General features: G+C 64.7%; 14 protein-coding genes. 5 read left to right on the top strand and 9 right to left on the bottom strand.

Going from position 1 to position 17,368, the window contains the following annotated elements:
* Nucleotides 1–157: 157 nt before the first annotated feature.
* On the top strand, nt 158–1,360 hold the full coding sequence (locus OIT41_RS17045) for a Gfo/Idh/MocA family protein (protein ID WP_264636936.1): 1,203 nt from the start codon (nt 158–160) through the stop codon (nt 1,358–1,360).
* A gap of 13 nt (nt 1,361–1,373) precedes the next feature.
* A complete protein-coding gene (locus OIT41_RS17040; RefSeq protein WP_078107629.1) occupies nt 1,374–2,393 on the top strand; it encodes a LacI family DNA-binding transcriptional regulator in 1,020 nt (339 codons plus the stop codon).
* 88 nt (nt 2,394–2,481) lie between these two features.
* Here OIT41_RS17040 and OIT41_RS17035 read toward each other — a convergent pair whose 3' ends face one another.
* The 6 genes from OIT41_RS17035 to acs all read right to left on the bottom strand — a co-directional run bounded on the left by OIT41_RS17035 (nt 2,482) and on the right by acs (nt 10,835).
* A complete protein-coding gene (locus tag OIT41_RS17035; protein WP_264636935.1) occupies nt 2,482–3,261 on the bottom strand; it encodes a DeoR/GlpR family DNA-binding transcription regulator in 780 nt (259 codons plus the stop codon).
* 29 nt (nt 3,262–3,290) lie between these two features.
* On the bottom strand, nt 3,291–5,345 hold the full coding sequence (locus OIT41_RS17030; RefSeq protein ID WP_264636934.1) for a beta-galactosidase: 2,055 nt from the start codon (nt 5,343–5,345) through the stop codon (nt 3,291–3,293).
* A 5-nt stretch (nt 5,346–5,350) separates the two neighbouring features.
* Nucleotides 5,351–6,262: a carbohydrate ABC transporter permease gene (locus OIT41_RS17025; RefSeq protein WP_241709279.1), complete on the bottom strand. Its 912-nt coding sequence runs from the start codon at nt 6,260–6,262 to the stop codon at nt 5,351–5,353.
* Nucleotides 6,259–7,263, bottom strand: coding sequence for a carbohydrate ABC transporter permease (locus OIT41_RS17020; protein WP_241709280.1), 1,005 nt, complete (start codon nt 7,261–7,263; stop codon nt 6,259–6,261). The genes OIT41_RS17025 and OIT41_RS17020 overlap by 4 nt, the downstream gene beginning before the upstream one ends.
* 14 nt (nt 7,264–7,277) lie before the next feature.
* The gene (locus tag OIT41_RS17015) at nt 7,278–8,594 is read right to left on the bottom strand and encodes an ABC transporter substrate-binding protein (protein ID WP_241709281.1); all 1,317 of its coding nucleotides are present in this window, start codon (nt 8,592–8,594) and stop codon (nt 7,278–7,280) included.
* Nucleotides 8,595–8,789: 195 nt separating this feature from the next.
* Nucleotides 8,790–10,835, bottom strand: a complete 2,046-nt coding sequence (acs, locus tag OIT41_RS17010; RefSeq protein ID WP_264636933.1) for an acetate--CoA ligase — start codon at nt 10,833–10,835, stop codon at nt 8,790–8,792.
* Nucleotides 10,836–11,260: 425 nt separating this feature from the next.
* Here acs and OIT41_RS17005 point away from each other — a divergent pair, with 425 nt between their 5' ends.
* Genes OIT41_RS17005 through OIT41_RS16995 form a run of 3 tightly spaced genes read left to right on the top strand, consistent with a single transcriptional unit; the run spans nt 11,261 to nt 13,913 of the window.
* Nucleotides 11,261–12,433: a hypothetical protein gene (locus tag OIT41_RS17005; protein WP_264636932.1), complete on the top strand. Its 1,173-nt coding sequence runs from the start codon at nt 11,261–11,263 to the stop codon at nt 12,431–12,433.
* Between the two features lie 11 nt (nt 12,434–12,444).
* Nucleotides 12,445–13,236, top strand: coding sequence for an endonuclease III (gene nth / locus OIT41_RS17000; protein ID WP_264636931.1), 792 nt, complete (start codon nt 12,445–12,447; stop codon nt 13,234–13,236).
* Nucleotides 13,233–13,913: an NUDIX hydrolase gene (locus OIT41_RS16995; RefSeq protein ID WP_241709285.1), complete on the top strand. Its 681-nt coding sequence runs from the start codon at nt 13,233–13,235 to the stop codon at nt 13,911–13,913. The genes nth and OIT41_RS16995 overlap by 4 nt, the downstream gene beginning before the upstream one ends.
* A gap of 57 nt (nt 13,914–13,970) precedes the next feature.
* On the opposite strand, the gene OIT41_RS16990 is transcribed toward OIT41_RS16995, so the two are convergent.
* The 3 genes from OIT41_RS16990 to OIT41_RS16980 form a co-directional block, all read right to left on the bottom strand.
* Nucleotides 13,971–14,171 (bottom strand): YegP family protein, encoded by a 201-nt coding sequence (locus tag OIT41_RS16990; RefSeq protein ID WP_078107639.1) that lies wholly within the window; start codon nt 14,169–14,171, stop codon nt 13,971–13,973.
* Nucleotides 14,172–14,410: 239 nt separating this feature from the next.
* Nucleotides 14,411–15,274, bottom strand: coding sequence for a CHAD domain-containing protein (locus tag OIT41_RS16985; RefSeq protein WP_264636930.1), 864 nt, complete (start codon nt 15,272–15,274; stop codon nt 14,411–14,413).
* A gap of 44 nt (nt 15,275–15,318) precedes the next feature.
* On the bottom strand, nt 15,319–17,013 hold the full coding sequence (locus OIT41_RS16980; protein WP_264636929.1) for a bifunctional 3'-5' exonuclease/DNA polymerase: 1,695 nt from the start codon (nt 17,011–17,013) through the stop codon (nt 15,319–15,321).
* Nucleotides 17,014–17,368 lie beyond the last annotated feature (355 nt).

The raw sequence follows: 17,368 nt of genomic DNA, 5'->3' as shown, positions 1-17,368 counted from the left end.
AAGCAAGTCTGTGAAGTTTTGTTCGAATATTTTGGATTTATTGCGTTTTGTTGACTCGAGTAGATCCCAGTGATTCACTGGCCTGAGTCACTCGTCGAGCCCCTCCCGGCGCGGCGGGGGCATTCTGAAGCCACCTACATGAATCGAAGGGCTAACAATGACGTTTTCTATGGGAGTAGTAGGCCTTGGCCAGTTCGGCGGCCAATTTGCCCACCTCTTCAAGCTCCACCCCGGGGTTTCCGCGGTCTACGCCGTGGACGAACTCCCCGAACGGGCGTCGAAAGCTGTGGAACAGCTGGGGCTGGACGGCACCATGGCAAGTTTCGACGAATTGCTGGCCTCCGACGTCGACGCCGTCGCCATCTTCACGCAGCGCTGGACGCACGGGCCGTTGGTGATCAAGGCGCTGCGCGCCGGAAAACACGTCTATTCGGCTGTTCCGATGGCAATCTCCGAGGAGCAGATCGCCGGAATCATCGAAGCCGTGCGTGAGACCAAGCTTGTCTACGCCATGGGAGAGACCAGCTTCTACAACCCCGCCACCGTCTATGCCCGCAAGCAGCACGCCGCCGGCAAGTTCGGCCGCATCTTCTACACCGAAGGCGATTACGTCCACGACATGGACCTGGGCTTCTACGAGGCCTACCAGTACAGCGGCGGCGAAAACTGGAAAGCAACCGCCAGCTACCCGCCCATGCTGTACCCCACCCACGCGATCGGCGGCGTACTGGGCGCCATGCCGGGCCACGCCGTGAGCGTCAGCTGCATCGGCGTCAAGGACGATCGCGGCGACGGCGTCTTCGACAAGGGCGTCAGCATGTTCGACAATGACTTCTCCAACGCCACGGCGCTTTTCGAAATGAACGACGGCGGCGCGATGCGCACCAACGAGATGCGCCGCGTGGGCTACCCCTCGCATATCCGCGAATCGCGCTTCCGCTTCTTCGGCACCGAGGCAAGCTTCGAGCAGCTGGCCACCACGACGTTGTGGCAGGACAAGGAGGGGGTACTCGACATCTCGGACCAGGTGGAGACCAAGCCGAGCATGTCGCCCGATGACCCCTCGTTGGCGGACGTCGCGCCCGAACTTCGTGGCGCTTTCATCTCCGGCCTCGCTCCGGTGCACGACGCCGCCAGGCTGCCCGTTGAATTCGAGGGAGCTCCGAACGGGCACGAAGGCAGCCATCAGTTCCTGGTGGACGACTTCGTCACGGCCGTGAACAAGCGACGCCTTCCGCCTGTCAACGCGTGGGTGGCGGCCCGCTACACGCTCCCCGGCGTCGTGGCGCACGAATCGGCGCTCCGCGGCGGCGAACGGCTCCCCATCCGCGATTTCGGAGATGCTCCGGAGGCTTTGTAGCTAGCATGATCCAATGACTACTTCGGCAGTGCACACCCCGCGCGGACCGGTGACGCGCAAGGACGTGGCCCGGTACGCCGGGGTGAGCACCGCCGTGGTGAGCTATGTGGTGAACGGCGGCCCCAAGAAGGTGGCGCCCGCGACGGAAGCGAAAGTCCAGGAGGCCATCCGGATCCTGGGATACCGGCCGAATGCCGCCGCACGCGCGCTCAAAATGGGGTCCAGCCAAACCTTGGGCCTCGTGATCCCGGATTCCAGCAACCCGTTCTGGGCGCTGTTGGGACATGCGGTGGAAGTAGCTGCCGCCGGGCGCGGATATGCCTTGTTGCTGACGAATTCCGACAACCAGCTGGACTCAGAACGCCGCCACATCCGCAACCTCGCCGCCCGGCAGGTTGATGGAGTGGTCCTGGCCAGCGTCATGTTTGAACCCGACTTCGTGGAGCTTGTTGACGCGGAAATCCCCTCGGTCCTGCTGAACCACGCCTCGATCGCTCCTGGATTCAACAGCGTAGGCGTGGACCTTGAAGCCGGAGCCCGCCTGGCGGTGGAACATTTGATCGGCCATGGCCACACCAACATCGGACTCGCCATGGGGATCACGGCCGACGACGAGGCCGACGGGCGCGAGCAGGGTTGGCGGCGGGCGCTCGAAGCTGCCGGGCTCCCTGTCGGGCCGCTGGCACGTGGCGGGTTCGACCGGCCCGGGGGCTACGCTGCCGGACAACTCCTCCTGGCCGCGGACAAACGTCCGACGGCGATCTTCGCCAGCTCCGATATGCAGGCAATCGGGGTTCTGCGGGCAATCCGCGAGGCCGGGCTGTCCGTTCCCGACGATATTGCCGTGGCGTCCTTCGACGGTTCGGTGGAGGCCGAGTACAGCTGGCCGGCCCTGACCACTGTGGAGCAGCCGGTATGGGACATGGCGGAGGCCGCCGTGTCGGCGCTGGTGGGCGAGAACCGAAACGAACCGCCGCAGCACAGGGTCTTCCCCACGCAGTTGCGGATCCGGCAATCGTGCGGGTGCCCGTAGCCGGTTCCCAGCCCAACTGAGTCGCAGTTGTTGTCGTTTTGAGGGCTCATAACGACAACAACTGCGAGCTAGTTGGGTCTCCCACTGGCTAAGGTGCGGCGATCCGGAGCTTCCCCACGCCGTCGGCGAGGATGCGCCGGGCATCCTCGCCGAGCTGCGAGTCCGTCACAAGCACGTCGGCATCCTCCAGCTGGGCGATCGAGGCGATGCCAACGGTTCCCCACTTGCTGTGATCCGCCAGGACAACCACGTTGCGGGCCGCACTGATGAAGGCCCGGTTGGTTTCGGCTTCCTGCAGGTTCGGCGTGGTGAATCCGGCGTCCGCATCCATGCCGTGGACACCCAGGAACAGGGTGTCCAGGTGCAATTGCTTCAGCGCGGCCGTGGCGATGGGGCCTACCAAAGCGTCCGACGGCGTGCGCTCGCCGCCCGTCACGATGACCGGGAAACCCTCCCGGGAACCTGAGGCGTTGTGGAAGAGATCCGCGATCCTGATGGAGTTCGTCACCACCGTGATCCGCGGGCCTTCCAGCAGTACCTTGGCGAGTTCGTAGGTGGTGGTTCCGGCGCTCAGGCCCACGGCCATCCCCTCATGGACCAAGGTGGCCGCCTCGATCGCGATCGCGTGCTTCTCCTCGATCAACTGGGTGGATTTCAGCTCAAAGCCGGGTTCATGCGTCCGGGCATCGCCGGGTATCTTGGCGCCGCCGTGGATGCGCTCGACGAGTCCGGACTCCTCCAGCGACTCGATGTCGCGCCGAACGGTCATGGCCGAGACTCCCAGCAGTTGCGCGAGATCCGAGACGCGGACAACCCGTTCGCGCTGGACGGCGTCGACAATGGCGGTGTGGCGGGCTGCCTGAAGCATCGGAGCCTTTCTGGAGGGACGGCGGGTGGCTAGGCGGGAGTGGCGACGACGGCGACGCCCCCGGCAGTAAGGTTCAGCGTACCTCCGGTGGGCGTCCCGCTCAGGAGTTCGACGCCGTCGAGCGGCACCTGCGCGTCCTGTGCACTGTGGTTGATGACGAAGGTCCAGTCCTTGGTGCCGTTGCTCCTGCGGACGATTTCCACGTCTTCGGGAGGCCGGACGCCCAGGACCGGCTCCGCCCCGGCGTCCGAGCAAAGGAGCTGGACCAGTTCTGCCAGCCCCTCGCGGCCCAGGCTCGTGGCCACGTAGTAGGCGGCGCCGCGTCCGGTGGAACCCGCCCGGCGGGTCACCGCCGGAGAACCGTCGACGCCGGACCCGCCCGCGGCTGCACCGCCGTCGAACGTGGCAAGAACCTCCGCCCCGGTTGCCTTCCCCAGCTCGCTCCAGACCGTCCCGGCGCCGAAGCGGCTCAAGCCCACGGCATCGCCCGAGCGCAGGGGGAAGAATTCCTCCATGCTCACGCCCAACAGTTCGGAGAAGGCCCCTGGATAACCGCCGCCGTTGACCGGGTCCATCCGGATGTGGTCGTTCTCGTCGACGATTCCGGAGAAATAGGTGATCACGAGGGTTCCGCCGGCTTCGACATATTCGTGGAGCTTCGCGGCGGCCTCGTCCGTGACGAGGTAAAGCATGGGCGCGATCACCAATTTGTAGCCGGAAAGGTCGTCGGTGCTTTGCCGGATATCGGTGGTGACGCCTGCCCGGTAGAGGGCGTCATGCCAGCGCCGCGTTTCCGGGAGGTTCCGGGCGTCCTCGCTGGGGTGCGAGTCCAGTTCGCTGCCCCAGCGGGCGTCGGTGTCGTGGATGATGCAGGCGTCGGCCTGGACGGTGGAGCCGGCCACCTCGGAAATGCTCCCGAGCGCACGGCCCAGCTCCACCACTTCGCGCCACACTTTGCTGTCGCGGCCGGCATGGGGGACCAATCCGGAGTGGTACTTTTCGGCCCCGGCGCGGGAGGCGCGCCATTGGAAGAACAAGACTCCGTCGGTTCCGCGGGCCACGTGCTGCAGGGAGTTGCGCAGCATTTCTCCCGGCGCTTTCGCCACATTGCGGGGTTGCCAGTTGACTGCCGAGGTGGAGTGTTCCATCAGGAGCCAGGGTTTGCCCAGCGCCCACCCGCGGGTGAGGTCGGCCGTCATGGCCAGGTCCTGGAAGTTCCGTTCGTCGGCGGCAATCAGGTAATGGTCATTGGACACCACATCCATGTGCCCGGACCAGCGCCAGTAATCAACAGGAGCGTTCAGGCCCATGTTGAAGCCCATGAAATTGGTGGTCACGGGGTGCTTCGAATGCGCCCTGATGATGTCTGCCTCTGCGATGAAGCATTCAAGGAGGGCGTCGGAGGAGAACCTCGCGAAATCCAGTTGCTGCGTGGGGTTCACCCACGTTCCCGAGCGGCGCGGGGGCAGGATCTCGGCCCAGTCGTAGTAATGCTGGGACCAGAAGGCCGTGCCCCAGGCCTCGTTGAGCGCGTCAAGGCTGCCGTACCTGGCCTGGAGCCATTCCTGGAAGCCACGCTCCGCGTGGGGGCCGAAATCCGGCTGGTTGTGGCAGCCGTATTCGTTGTGGACATGCCACATCACGACGGCGGGGTGCCCGGCGTAGCGCTGCACGATCGCCGTCGTCAGGGCTGCTGCCGCCCGGCGATAGTCGGGTGAGCAGGCCGCGAAGGCTTGCCGCGAACCGTAACTTTGCCGGACGCCGTCGGCATCCACCGGGAGAGAATCGGGGTACTTGCGGCTGAACCACGGCGGGGGAGATGCGCTCGCGTTCGCGAGATCCACACTGATCCCGTTGCCGTGGAGCAGGTCCAGGATCCTGTCCAGCCAGCCGAATTCGTACCGGCCTTCTTCGGGCTCCAGAAGCGCCCAACTGAAGATGCCGACACTGACCAGGTTCACCCCCGCTTCCTTCATGAGGGCGACGTCGTGTTTCCAGACCTCTTCGGGCCATTGTTCGGGGTTGTAGTCGCCGCCGAACGCGATGCGGCCGCCCAGCTTGTCGACGATGTAGTCCATTGCCATACGTTTTATCCTTTGCTGGAACCGAGCGTGAGACCGGCCACGAATTGGCGCTGCAGCACGAGGTAGATGATCAGGGTGGGTATCACGGTGATGGTGGCGCCAGCCGCCAGCAGGTTGTAGTTGCTGAGGAACTCGCCCTGCAGGTTATTGATGGCGGTGGTGATCGGCAGCCGGTTTCCACTTTGGATGAAGAGCAGCGGCCAGAAGAAGTCGTTGTAGATGAAGATGACTTCCAGGGTTCCGAGCGCCGCGAGTGCGGGGCGGCACAGCGGCAGGATGATGTTCCAGTACTGCCTCCAGATCCCGGCGCCGTCCACCAGGGCGGCCTCGGTCAGGTCGGACGAGAGGGCCTTCATGTAGTTGGAGAGCACGAAAGTGCAGAAACCGATCTGGAACGCCGTGTCCACGGCAATCACCGAGATGTAGGTGTTGAGCAGGTTGCCGGAATCGCTGAAGGAGTAGGGCAGCGTGACATGTTTGAACATCTCGAACAACGGGGCCGCAAGGACCTGCGGGGGCAGCAGGTTGCCGGCCGTGAACATGATCAGGAGGGTGACGTTGAACTTCCAGCTCACCCGGGAAACGGCGAATGCCATCATCGAGGCGAAGAACAAGGTCAGGAGCACCGAGGGCACGGTGATGATCACCGAGTTCAGGAGGTACTTCGAGAATCCGCCTTGGGTCCATGCCGTGATGAAGTTGTCGAAATTGAAGGTGCCGCCAAGGCTGAAGTAGCCGTATTTGTCCGTATCCGCTTTGGGACGCAAGGCTGTGAACAAGGACCAACCCAACGGAATCAGCCACATGATTGCCATGACGGTCAGGAAGATATGTGTCCCGTAGTGGCGCTTGCCGGAATTCCGGCTTGTGCCTGAGGCTGCTGGTGTGCGCGGGATGGGATTGGCGAGGGTGCTCATGCCTTGCTCTCCTTGCCGAAGGTGCGGATGAGGTAGAAGACGATGGGGATCAGCGAGATGACCAGGAGAATCACCGCGAGGGACGAGCCCACTCCGATCACCTGGCCTTCGCCGATCAGGTTCTGGATCACCAGGGCGCTGATCAGTTCAAGGCCGTTGGTCCCTCGGTTGATCACGTACACAATGTCGAAGGCACGGAGCGACTCGATGATCGTGATGACCACGATCACGATGTTCACGGGGCGCATTGCCGGGAAGACGATGCGGAAGAACGTCTGCGCCGCATTGGCGCCGTCGATCGACGCGGCTTCCCGCAGCGAGGGGTCCACGCCCTTGAGCCCGGCCAAATACAGGATCATCACGTAGCCCGCGTGACGCCAGGTGGCCGCAATCATGGCCGCCCAGATATTGACATTGGAATCGCCGAACCAGTCCACGGCCTGAGGCGTGCCCGCCGTGCCCAGGAGGTAGTTCAGGAGTCCGCTGTCCCGGTTGTAGAACAGCTGCCAGATGATGCCGATGAGGGCCAGGGACAACATGACGGGTGTGAAGAAGATGCTCTGGTAGATCTTGCTGCCGCGGATCTTCTGGTCCAGGAGCACGGCCAGCAGCAGGCCAAGGGGTGTCGCGATCAGGGCCAGGAAGACGAGCCACAGGACGTTGTGCTGGATCGCGGGCCAGAACGGGGGATAGTCCTGGACCACATAGCGGTAGTTGTCGGCTCCTGCGGCCTTGATGTCCTTCAGGTCCAGGCCGTTCCAGCGGGTGAAGCTCAGCGCGATGGAGAAGAGCGTGGGCAGCCAGACCAGCAGCAGTTGGATCAGGGTTGGCAGGCCCACCATGATCGCGAGGATGAATTTGTCACGGCGGGTGAGGCGGCGGACTTTGCCCGCTTTGCCGGTCCGCCTGCCGGCGCCGGGCTGGCTTTTGCCGGCCATGGTTCGCCCGGCCGCGCCGGGCTCGCTGTCCGGGGCGGCCGGTTTCTCGGCGGTAGTACTCATGGGGATTCCTTCAGCTACTGGGCTGCGTAAAGGGTCTTGGCCTGCGCTTCAAGGTTCTTGACGTCCACGGTGCCGTCCTTGATGAAGGACTGCAGCGCGGGAATCATCACGTTGTTGGCCATGGCAGGGAGGGCGTCCCGGTCCAGGAATTGGCTGATGTACTTGGCATTGGCGATGGTGTCCGCGCACTTCTTGTTCAGCGGGGTGAACTTCGAGGTGTCGGCGCCCTTGACGGTGGCGATATTGGAGCCGTCCACGGCTGAGTAGGCGTTCTGGCCTTCGGCGGATCCCATGAACGCCAGGAAGTCGTGCGCCGCTTTGTTGTCGCCGCCCTTCTTGGAGAGGAGCAATCCGTCGATGGGGGCTTCGACTGCGTCGGTGCCTTCCACTGCGATTTCCGGGAAGGGGAAGAAATCGATGTCCGCCAGCACGGCGGGATCCGTGAATTGCTGGGTCACGAAGGAACCCAACAGGTACATGCCGGTCTTCTTGGCTTCGAGGGCCTTGGCCGCGTCCTGCCACGTCTGGCCGAGGGCTGCAGGATCCTGGAACGGGAGAAGGGCCTTCCACGTGTCGAAGACGTCGCTGACCTTCTTCTGGTCCCAGCTTTCCTTGTGGGCGGTCAAGTCCACGTGGAATTGGTAGCCATTGAGGCGCATGTTGATGTAGTCGAAGGTGCCCATGGCCGGCCAGCCGTCCTTGTCCGCGAAGCCGATGGGGATGATGCCGTCGGACTTCATCTTGGTGGCCAAGGTCTTCAGCTCATCGAACGTCTTGGGGACTGCGTAGCCCTTTTCTGCCCAGAAGCTCTTCCGGTAGAAGAAGCCCCACGGGTAGTTGTAGTTAGGGACGAGATACATCTTGCCGTCGGGCCCGGTGGAGGCCTTCTTCATCGCGTCGGAAAAGTTGCTGCCGATCGTTGCCCACACGTCGTCCACGGGAGCCAGGAGGCCCTTGCCCGCGTAGTACTGCATGCGGTAGCCGGCGAACCAAGTGAAGGCATCGTCGGGGCTGCCCTGGAGGTAGGAGTTGATCTTGTTCTGGAAGTCGTTGTGCGGGACGACGTTGGTGGCCACAGTGATGCCGGACTTCTTGGTGAAGGCATCGGTGACGGCTTTGTAGGCGGCCTTGGGAACATCGTCGGAAGAGCCCGAGCCGAAGGTCAGGCTGTTCGAGGAGGCTCCCGGAGCTGGGCCGGATCCGCCGGTGCAAGCGGCCAGCAGCGGAATGCCGGCGAGACCGGCAGCACCGATACCGAGCGTTTTCAGGATGGTGCGGCGTCCAGGGCCAGCATTGTGGGCCGACTGGAACGGGTCAAGATTCGCTGCCATGTTCTCTCCCTTGAAAGCGTGGTGCTTGTGAGTTTTCTCACGTAGAACTCGACTATAACCGCTCAAAAGAGAACATGAAAGAACTAAATATAACATTCTTGCGACAGGGGGTTTTAAGACAAAAGCGGCGGTCCTCGTGGGAGAGGACCGCCGCTTTTGCTTCGGGGCTCGGCGCCGGGTGGTTCGGCGCAGTGCCTACTTCTTCAGGGACTCGGCGATCTGGGTCATGATCGTCGGATCGGAGAGGGTGGTGGCGTCGCCGGCTTCGCGGCCTTCTGCGACGTCCTTGAGGAGGCGGCGCATGATCTTCCCGGACCTGGTTTTGGGCAGTTCGGGTACCACGAGGATGTGCCTGGGCTTGGCGATGGGGCCGATTTCCTTGCCTACGTGGTTGCGGAGCTCGGCGACGGTGGAGTCGCCGCTGTCCTGTCCCGACGGGGCGGACTCACGCAGGATCACGAACGCGACGACGGCTTGGCCGGTGGTTTCGTCGGAGGCTCCGACGACGGCGGCTTCGGCCACCCAGGGGTGCGAGACGAGGGCGGACTCGATTTCAGTGGTGGAGAGCCGGTGTCCGGAGACGTTCATCACGTCATCCACCCGGCCCAGGAGCCACACGTCGCCGTCGTCGTCCTTCTTGGCCCCGTCGCCGGCGAAGTACATGCCCTCGAAGCGGGACCAGTAGGTGTCCTTGAACCGTTCCGGATCGCCCCAGATGCCGCGCAGCATCGCGGGCCACGGTTCGCGGACCACGAGGTAGCCGCCGTGCCCGTCCGGGACGGACTCGCCGGACTCGTCCACGACGTCGATCGCGATGCCCGGCAGCGGGACTTGCGCGGAGCCCGGCTTGGTCGCGGTCACGCCCGGCAGGGGCGCGATCATCTGGGCGCCGGTTTCGGTCTGCCACCAGGTGTCCACGATCGGGGCGGGGTGTTCCTTCTTTTCGCCGTTCTTGCCGGCGTTGCCGCCGATGACGTCCCGGTACCACATCCAGGCCTCGGGGTTGATGGGCTCACCCACCGAGCCCAGGACCCGGATCGAGGACAGGTCGTACTTGCCCGGGATGTCCCGGCCCCACTTCATGAACGTCCGGATCGCCGTCGGGGCGGTGTAGAGGATGGAGACCTTGTACTTTTCCACGATTTCCCACCAGCGGCCCTGGTGCGGGGAGTCCGGGGTGCCTTCGTACATGACCTGGGTAGCGCCGTTGACCAGCGGTGCGTAGGCGACGTACGAGTGGCCGGTGACCCATCCGACGTCGGCGGTGCACCAGAACACATCCGTCTCGGGGTGCAGGTCGAAGACAGCCTTGTGGGTGTACGCGGTCTGGGTGAGGTAGCCGCCGGTGGTGTGCAGGATGCCCTTGGGCTTGCCCGTGGTCCCGGACGTGTAGAGGATGAACAGCGGGTGTTCGGCGTCATGCCCGACGGCGGTGTGCTCGCCGGAGGCGGCGCCGACCGTGTCCTCCCACCACTGGTCCCTACCCTCGTGCCAGTCCACCGGCTCGCCGTTGCGCTTGACCACCACGACGTTCCGGACCGAGTGGCCTTCTTTGGCGAGGGCCTGGTCCACGGCCGGCTTGAGCGGGCTGGGCTTGCCGCGCCGGTAGGTGCCGTCGGCGGTGACCACGAGCTTGGCCTCGGCGTCATCGATCCTGGAGCGCAAGGCATCGGCGGAGAAGCCGCCGAACACCACCGAGTGCACGGCCCCGATCCGGGCGCAGGCCAGCATCGTGATCACGGCTTCGGGGATCATCGGAAGGTACACGGCCACCCGGTCACCCTTGGCCAAGCCGAGGGACTCGAAGGCGTTCGCGGCCTTCTTCACCTCGTCGGTGAGCTGGGCGTAGGTGTAGGAACGGGTGTCGCCGGGTTCGCCTTCGAAGTGGATGGCCACCCGGTCCCCGAGCCCGTTCTCGACGTGCCGGTCCAGGGCGTTGTATGCGGCGTTGACCTGTCCGCCGACGAACCACTTCGCGAACGGCGGGTTGGACCAGTCCAGGGCTTCGGTGAAGTCCGTGTCCCAGTCCAGAAGTTCCCGGGCCTGCTTCGCCCAGAACGCGGGACGGTCCGCACTCGCTTCCTCATAGACTTCGGCCCGGACTACCGCGTTGGCCGCGAACTCAGGGGTGGGTGCGAACTTCCGGTTTTCGTGGAGAAGGTTTTCGAGGGCATCGCCGTTGCCTGCCTCGTCGGATCCGGTTGCAGCGGTGGTCGTCGATCCATTGGCGTCCTGGGACATGTGAACCTCTTCATTCATCGATCTCTGCCGCGCGGGTGTCCCGTGGCGAGGCCGACCCAATCGCGCCAAAAGTGCACGGCGTTGGGCTGCGGCGCCTCACGGGATTCCGCAAAGAGCTTTTCCGGAACCCACCTTAGCGTTTTGAGGCCACAACAAGTGTCTGCGGTCACATTCTGGACCGTGCGGGACATCGGATCCGCGCCGAACGGCGCCGAAGGCTCCAGGCCGGGCTCCCAACGCGGGCCAATATTACGGTGCGGCATCCCAGCCTCCGTCCCGCGCCAACTAGTGGACTGTCAGACGGGTGGCATAGGCTGAAGAAGTCTCGAGACGCGAAACTTGCCGCCCGGTCCGGCCCGGAAAATACCGGGTGCAGCCTTGGGCGGCAGCGTCCGGAACACCGCCGTACTAAGGAGATTTTGCACATGAACCAGACGAGCCAAGGTCCGAAAAGCGGTGCGCAAGCGCCCGGATCGGCCCCTGATGCAGCTGCTGGATCCGGGGCGCCAGTGCCCGGCAGCTTGACCTCCCCGAAGTACCAGGCCGTCCTGGGTCCGTTCACTATCCGGGACGTGACCGTTTTCGGTTCCGCCTTGCTCATGTTTGTGGGGTCCCTCCTGCCGATGTTTGGCGGGCGCTACAACCTGTGGAACTTGAACAACCTTTTCTTTCTGGCTCTGGGCATCCTTCTTCCCCTGGTTGTTGCCGCTTTGTTCGTTTCCCGGCGCCTGCAGCCGGGGAACGTTGTGCGAATCGGTTCCCTTTCTACTGACCAGTTCGCTTCCGTCGTGGCGTCGTTCGCCCTGACCCTGTTCTTCCTGTCCGCGGCAGGCGCGTTCACCGTGTTCGTGCTCGTCGGACTCATCGGCTCGGCAGGTCTTCTGGCTGCGACGGTCCTGGCTCCCCACTTGCCGCTCCTCCGCGACGACTTCAAGGACCGGGCCGAACAGCCCGCCCACGTTGTGGCCCGCGAATCGGCCATTCCAACGCGCAAGCCTGCCGTGCCGAAGCCGGCCAAGCCTGAACCGGCCAAGCCTGAACCGGCACCTGCCGGCCTGGCACCCGTTGAGGTCCCGGCCGTTGCACCCGCCGAGCCCGCCGCCACCGGGGCGGCCGCCGTCGTACGTCCAGAGCCCGCCGCCACCGAGGCGGCCGCCGTCGTACGTCCAGAGCCCGCCGAGCCCGCAGTTGCCGACGGCGGGCGGGATGCGCAGGCGTCCGCGCCCGAGGAACCCAAGCACCTGCCCGCTGCCACCATGGCGACGCCGATCGTCGGCGGCGCAGAGACGGGAGCCGGGGCTGCCACCCAGTACATCGGCACGGTCGATCAGCCCCGGAAACACGAGCCCATCGGCGCCACCGTTGATCCGGCCGCGCGAAGGGACGAATCCGAACACGACGCCCGGTACGAGGCATTCTGGTTCGCCGTGGCCCATCCCCGCGTCGTTGTCGACGAGCACACAGGAATCCCTGCCTTCACCATCGAACCGGGCGCGTGGGTATTGGCCCTCGAAGACCGCGGCCAGGAATTCCTCGTACAGGATACTGACGGCAAAGTGGGCGTTCTGCGCGACCTCAGCCACATCGAACGCGGCTAGCCGGGCCGGCCGTGGACACCGTCGTCGAAACCCCGCTGGCTTTGAAGCGGCGTGCGCGCAAAATCAACAAGGCGCTTGCTGAGCTTTATCCCTACGCCCACGCTGAGCTTGATTTCCGGAACCCGTTCGAGCTGGTCGTGGCTACGGTGCTGTCCGCCCAGACCACCGATGTGCTGGTCAACCAGGTAACGAAAATCCTGTTCGCACGCTATCCGGATGCCCGGAGCATGGCCGAGGCCGAGATTGCCGAGCTGGAAGCGATCCTGCAGCCCACCGGTTTCTTCCGTGCCAAGGCGAAGAACGTCCTGGCGCTCAGCACACGCTTGGTGGACGAGTTCGACGGCGAGGTTCCCGGACGGCTGGAAGATCTGGTGACGCTTCCCGGCGTCGGTCGCAAAACGGCGAACGTGGTGCTCGGCAACGCCTTCGGGGTTCCCGGAATCACTGTGGACACTCATTTCGGCAGGCTGGCGCGCAGGTTTGGCTGGACGGCGTCCGAGGATCCGGTGAAGATCGAGTTCGATGTCGCGGAGCTGTTCGAGCCCAGGGACTGGACCATGCTGTCCCACCGCGTCGTTTTCCATGGCCGGAGGGTTTGCCATGCGCGCCGGCCAGCGTGCGGAGCGTGTGCGGTGGCCAATTGGTGCCCGAGTTACGGCGAAGGCGAAAAGGATCCCGTCAAAGCCGCCAAGTTGCTCAAGTACGAACTGGCCCCGGGCAACGAAGCGCTTCTCGCGAAGCTGCTTGCCGAGACGCATCGCGCGGCGGAGATTCGGATGGAATCGCAAAGGAGACCTGCATGACCGCGCTCGAGGATCTCGTCAGCCTGATCACCAGGATTGATTCCGGCCTCCATCCTGGCCCGGATCCGCGGATTGCAGCTGCAACTGTCGATCCGGACAAGGCTCGGAAAGCGGCCGTGCTCATGCTCTTCGGAGTCCTGGACGACGTCCCCGCCCAATCCGGGAAGCCCGTGGCCCCGGCGGATCTGGACGTCTTGCTCCTGGAACGCGCCCACACCCTGGACGACCATCCGGGACAGGTGGCGTTCCCGGGCGGCAGCATCGACCCCGGCGATGAGTCGGCCGTGGCGGCGGCCCTCAGGGAAGCGGTGGAGGAGACCGGACTGGACAGCGGAGGCGTGCAGGTGCTCGGTGTCATGCCGGAACTTGGCCTGATCCGCAGCAATTTTGTGGTCACCCCGGTCCTGGCGTGGTGGGCGTCGCCCTCGCCCGTGAGGGTGGTGGACTACGGCGAGTCCGCCCAAGTGTTCCGAGTTCCGGTGCGCGATCTGCTCGATCCCGACAACCGATACACCGGAACGCTGACGAGGCTGGGCAGGACTTTCTCGAGCCCGGTGTTCCAAGTCAACGGAGTCGTGGTCTGGGGATTCACCGGGATGGTGCTCAGCGGCCTGTTTGACGCCTTGGGCTGGACTGTTCCGTGGGACCCGGAGCGCCTGCTCGAAATCGAGATCTAGTCTCCCGCCGTAGCAGGCAGGACGCCGAGTGGGGCCTCCGACCGCTGCGCCGGGGGGCTATGCCGCGCGTCGGGCTGTCTTGGAGTGATCCACAACGATGCCCGTGGCGGCATTCTCCCGAACGGCGTTGATGCCGGCCACTACGGCCTTCAGGTGTTTGAACCGCGGCGATTCCGCTACCAGGGTTCCATCGGCAGCCGTCAGCCGAAACCGGTAACCGTCCTCGCCGTCTTTGAGAATCTCGAATCGTCCAGCCATCGTTGCTGTTCCCCCTTGGATACTGCCTCGCATAGTGATCCGCACAGCACAGTGACCTGCGCAGCGGGTGCGTCTTTGCACTGTGGCACTTCTCACGTCGAACGCCACAAGGCGAGACTATCGAGAACAAAGGGGAGTGCTGAAGTTACTTTGGGGTACATTACTTGCCCGGGTCATGCCGGGTTCGTTTCCGCCATATGACTCGCTTTCGGGACCACCTGCGGTTATGGTTCCGGGCTTCAAAAGATCAGGGCACGCCTTGGCGCCGGCACCGGATACTCGGCGATCGCCATGCGGAACTCTTCCTCTGCGTTGAGCCGCCGCCGGACCTCCATCGATTCCAGCCTTTGGGCGTCTTCAGCGTCAATTCCCGGGCTTTTTGCCAGTTCCCTGATCCATTCGCCGGCCACGACGGCGTCATGCTGCTCGCCCAACAACCGCTGCAGACCGATGGCGGGCTGAATCACCCCTGAGGCGTGATGGCTGAAGGCGTCCGCGACTGCTTCCGCCGAGTAGCGGAGGCACTTGACGTCCTTGCGCGCCTGGTGGAGTGCTGCGTTGCGCACCTGCGCGTCGCTGTTGCCCTCCTGCTCCGCGAGGCTCTGCTGCAACCGCTCCCACCGGGCCTGGAGGCGCTCCGCGAGGTCCGCCGTCGGGTGCTTGTATTCCCTTGCCGTGGGCACTTCCAACAGCGCCGCCCTTGCGGCCCTCACGGTGCGTTTGCTGCGCTTGCGCCCGCCAAGGGAAGCAGCCAGCCGTGCGCTGGACGCTTCCAGTTCCTCCACGGCCAGGCGCACGGTCCCGGGGCTCTTCCACGAGTCCTTTGTGTCCAGGGACAGCCGTATTCTCTGTGCAAGGACATAGGCATCCCTGGACTCGCCGAGCGACGTTGCGAGCCAACTGACTTCCCCCCGGGCCGTCCGGGGGAGACGAGGGATCATGCCGCGATAGCAGCTGAGCACTGAACGGAGCCGGCGAAGGGCAAGCCTGGCGTTGTGTACGGCCTCCGGGTCGGCCGCTGCGATCAGCGGCAATTGTCCTTCCAGCTCTGTCAGTTGGAAGGCGATGTATGCAGCCAGCGGTGCCTGGCCTTTGTGTCCCACGGGGCAATCGTCCTCTGCTGCTGCGCCCGGGGCAATAGCGCCGATTACTTCGCTTTGTCGTAGGAATCGACGACGGCAACACTCACCGGAAATTCGACCGGAACCCGCCCGAACAGCAGTTCCTTCGCTGCGGCCGCGGCCTCTTCGATGGCCTTGATGCACGCTTCCACCGACTCCGTAGGCGCGTGGACCATGACCTCGTCATGCAGGAAGAACACGAGTTCCCCGGCAGGCAGGCCGCAGGCACGTGCGGTGCGCAGCCGCCGTCGAAGTTCGGCAAGCCAGCACGACGCCCAGTCCGCCGCGGAACCTTGCACCACGAAGTTCCTCGTGAAACGTCCCCGCGAGCGCGCGATGCTGTCCGCGCGCCGCTGCTCTTCCGCCGTCGTGGATTGCTGGCTGCGGACCCAGCGTTCCGACGGCGGCGGGCTGCTGCGTCCCAATCTTGAGGTCACGGTGCGGCCGCCTTCGCCGTCGCGGGCTGCCTGTTCGACGAAGCCGACTGCCCGGGGATACGTCCGGGTCAGCTGTGGCATGAGGCGTCCGGATTCGCCCGTGGTAGCGCCGTAAATTGCACCGAGCAGGGCGATCTTGGCCTTCGAGCGGTCGCCACCGAAACCCTGGGCGGCTATACCGGCGTACAAGTCCTTGTCCCGTGCGGCCTCGGCCATTTTCGAGTCCTGAGCAAGCGCCACCAGAACCCGGGGCTCGAGCTGGGAGGCGTCTGCGACGATCAATTTGTGCCCCGGGTCGGCGTGAACCGCACCCCGGATCTGGCGCGGAATCTGCAATGCCCCGCCGCCCCGGGACGCCCAACGACCGGAAACCACGCCCCCCACGACGTACTCGGGCCGGAACCGCCCTTCGCTCACCCAGGCGTCCAGCCATGACCAGCCGTTGGCAGCGAACAAGCGGGAGAGCTTCTTGTACTCCAGCAGCGGCTCGATGGCCGGATGCTTCGATTCCTTGAGCTCCCACTGGCGGGTGGTTTTTACTTCGATGCCGTTCCGGTGCAGGGCACGCATGAGGTCCTGCGGTGAATCCGGATTCAACTTCGGGGACTGGAGAATCCCGCGAAGCTCGTTGCAGAGCGCCTCCAGCCTGGCTGGCCGGTGCCCGGCGGGAGGCCGGGGACCCAGGTGGCGTTCAAGGATCTCTTCGTGCAGCGTCTCCTGCCACGGCACGCCCGTGAACTGCATTTCTGCGGCGATCATGGCGCCGGCGGATTCGGCCGCCAGCAGCAGTTTCAGTCGGTGCTGCCGGCCTTCTTCCTTGGAGGCCTGGCCGAGCGCATGTTGCTGGGCCGCGAATTCGGCACGGATCTCGTTCAGGCCTGGCTGGGTGCTGCGCGGGACCAGGTCGTCGAACAGCGCGTCCTGATCGGCGGGTGGCGGGGGTGGCTGGAGGATGCGCGGCGGAACCGGCATTTCGTCGTCTTGCGTGAGCTTTTCCGCGCTGCGGGCATAGTCCGTGTGGGCCGTGAACTCGGAGTGGACCAGGATGGCGCGGCAGAGTGTGAGGTCGTGGCAGCGCTCCAGTTCCACCCCGGCCTGGAGCATCGCCGGGTACCAATCCTGGGTCCGGTTCCAGACCCAGCGCGGACGACTTTTCTCCAACACGCTGACGACGTCGGCCAGATCGGCCTTTCGCACGACGCGCGGCTCTGTGACGGCTACTCCGGCCGCATCGCTTTCCTGAATGGCTGCGCCGTCTGGATGGGCGGCGAGCAGCAGGTACATGCTGACAATTCTGCCTTGTGATTCCGTGGAACCCTGCACTTTGCGGACAGTTGCCGTCCGCGATACTTCCGTCAGCGATACTTCTGTCCGGGGTGGCGGGGTGGCGGGGTGGCGGGGTGGCGGGGTGGCGGGGTGGCGGGGTGGCGGGGTGGCGGGGTGGCGGGGTGGCGGGGTTCGCGGTGGTGCGGTTCGAACGAGGACTCCTCGTCCACAGGCGTTGTTGCCGTTGCTTATCCACATAGGCCGATACGGGCCTTCACTGCCCGCGGCGAAACGGAGAGAGTGGCTTCATGAGCGGGCAACATCTGGAGCGGAACCACGGCACCAATCGCGGCTCGTCGGTGCTTCAACGCCG

The sequence above is a fragment of the Arthrobacter sp. YA7-1 genome, assembly GCF_025960325.1.
Classification (GTDB): Bacteria; Actinomycetota; Actinomycetes; order Actinomycetales; family Micrococcaceae; genus Arthrobacter; species Arthrobacter bambusae_A.
The sequence above is the reverse complement of the archived record's forward strand: the minus strand, read 5'-3'. Positions and strand labels throughout refer to the sequence as shown.

Coding starts and splice junctions, on each gene's coding strand:
- OIT41_RS17045 (WP_264636936.1), top strand. CDS start 158: ATGACGTTTTCTATGGGAGTAGTAGGCCTTGGCCAGTTCGGCGGCCAA.
- OIT41_RS17040 (WP_078107629.1), top strand. CDS start 1,374: ATGACTACTTCGGCAGTGCACACCCCGCGCGGACCGGTGACGCGCAAG.
- OIT41_RS17035 (WP_264636935.1), bottom strand. CDS start 3,261: ATGCTTCAGGCAGCCCGCCACACCGCCATTGTCGACGCCGTCCAGCGC.
- OIT41_RS17030 (WP_264636934.1), bottom strand. CDS start 5,345: ATGGCAATGGACTACATCGTCGACAAGCTGGGCGGCCGCATCGCGTTC.
- OIT41_RS17025 (WP_241709279.1), bottom strand. CDS start 6,262: ATGAGCACCCTCGCCAATCCCATCCCGCGCACACCAGCAGCCTCAGGC.
- OIT41_RS17020 (WP_241709280.1), bottom strand. CDS start 7,263: ATGAGTACTACCGCCGAGAAACCGGCCGCCCCGGACAGCGAGCCCGGC.
- OIT41_RS17015 (WP_241709281.1), bottom strand. CDS start 8,594: ATGGCAGCGAATCTTGACCCGTTCCAGTCGGCCCACAATGCTGGCCCT.
- acs (WP_264636933.1), bottom strand. CDS start 10,835: ATGTCCCAGGACGCCAATGGATCGACGACCACCGCTGCAACCGGATCC.
- OIT41_RS17005 (WP_264636932.1), top strand. CDS start 11,261: ATGAACCAGACGAGCCAAGGTCCGAAAAGCGGTGCGCAAGCGCCCGGA.
- OIT41_RS16995 (WP_241709285.1), top strand. CDS start 13,233: ATGACCGCGCTCGAGGATCTCGTCAGCCTGATCACCAGGATTGATTCC.
- OIT41_RS16990 (WP_078107639.1), bottom strand. CDS start 14,171: ATGGCTGGACGATTCGAGATTCTCAAAGACGGCGAGGACGGTTACCGG.
- OIT41_RS16980 (WP_264636929.1), bottom strand. CDS start 17,013: ATGTACCTGCTGCTCGCCGCCCATCCAGACGGCGCAGCCATTCAGGAA.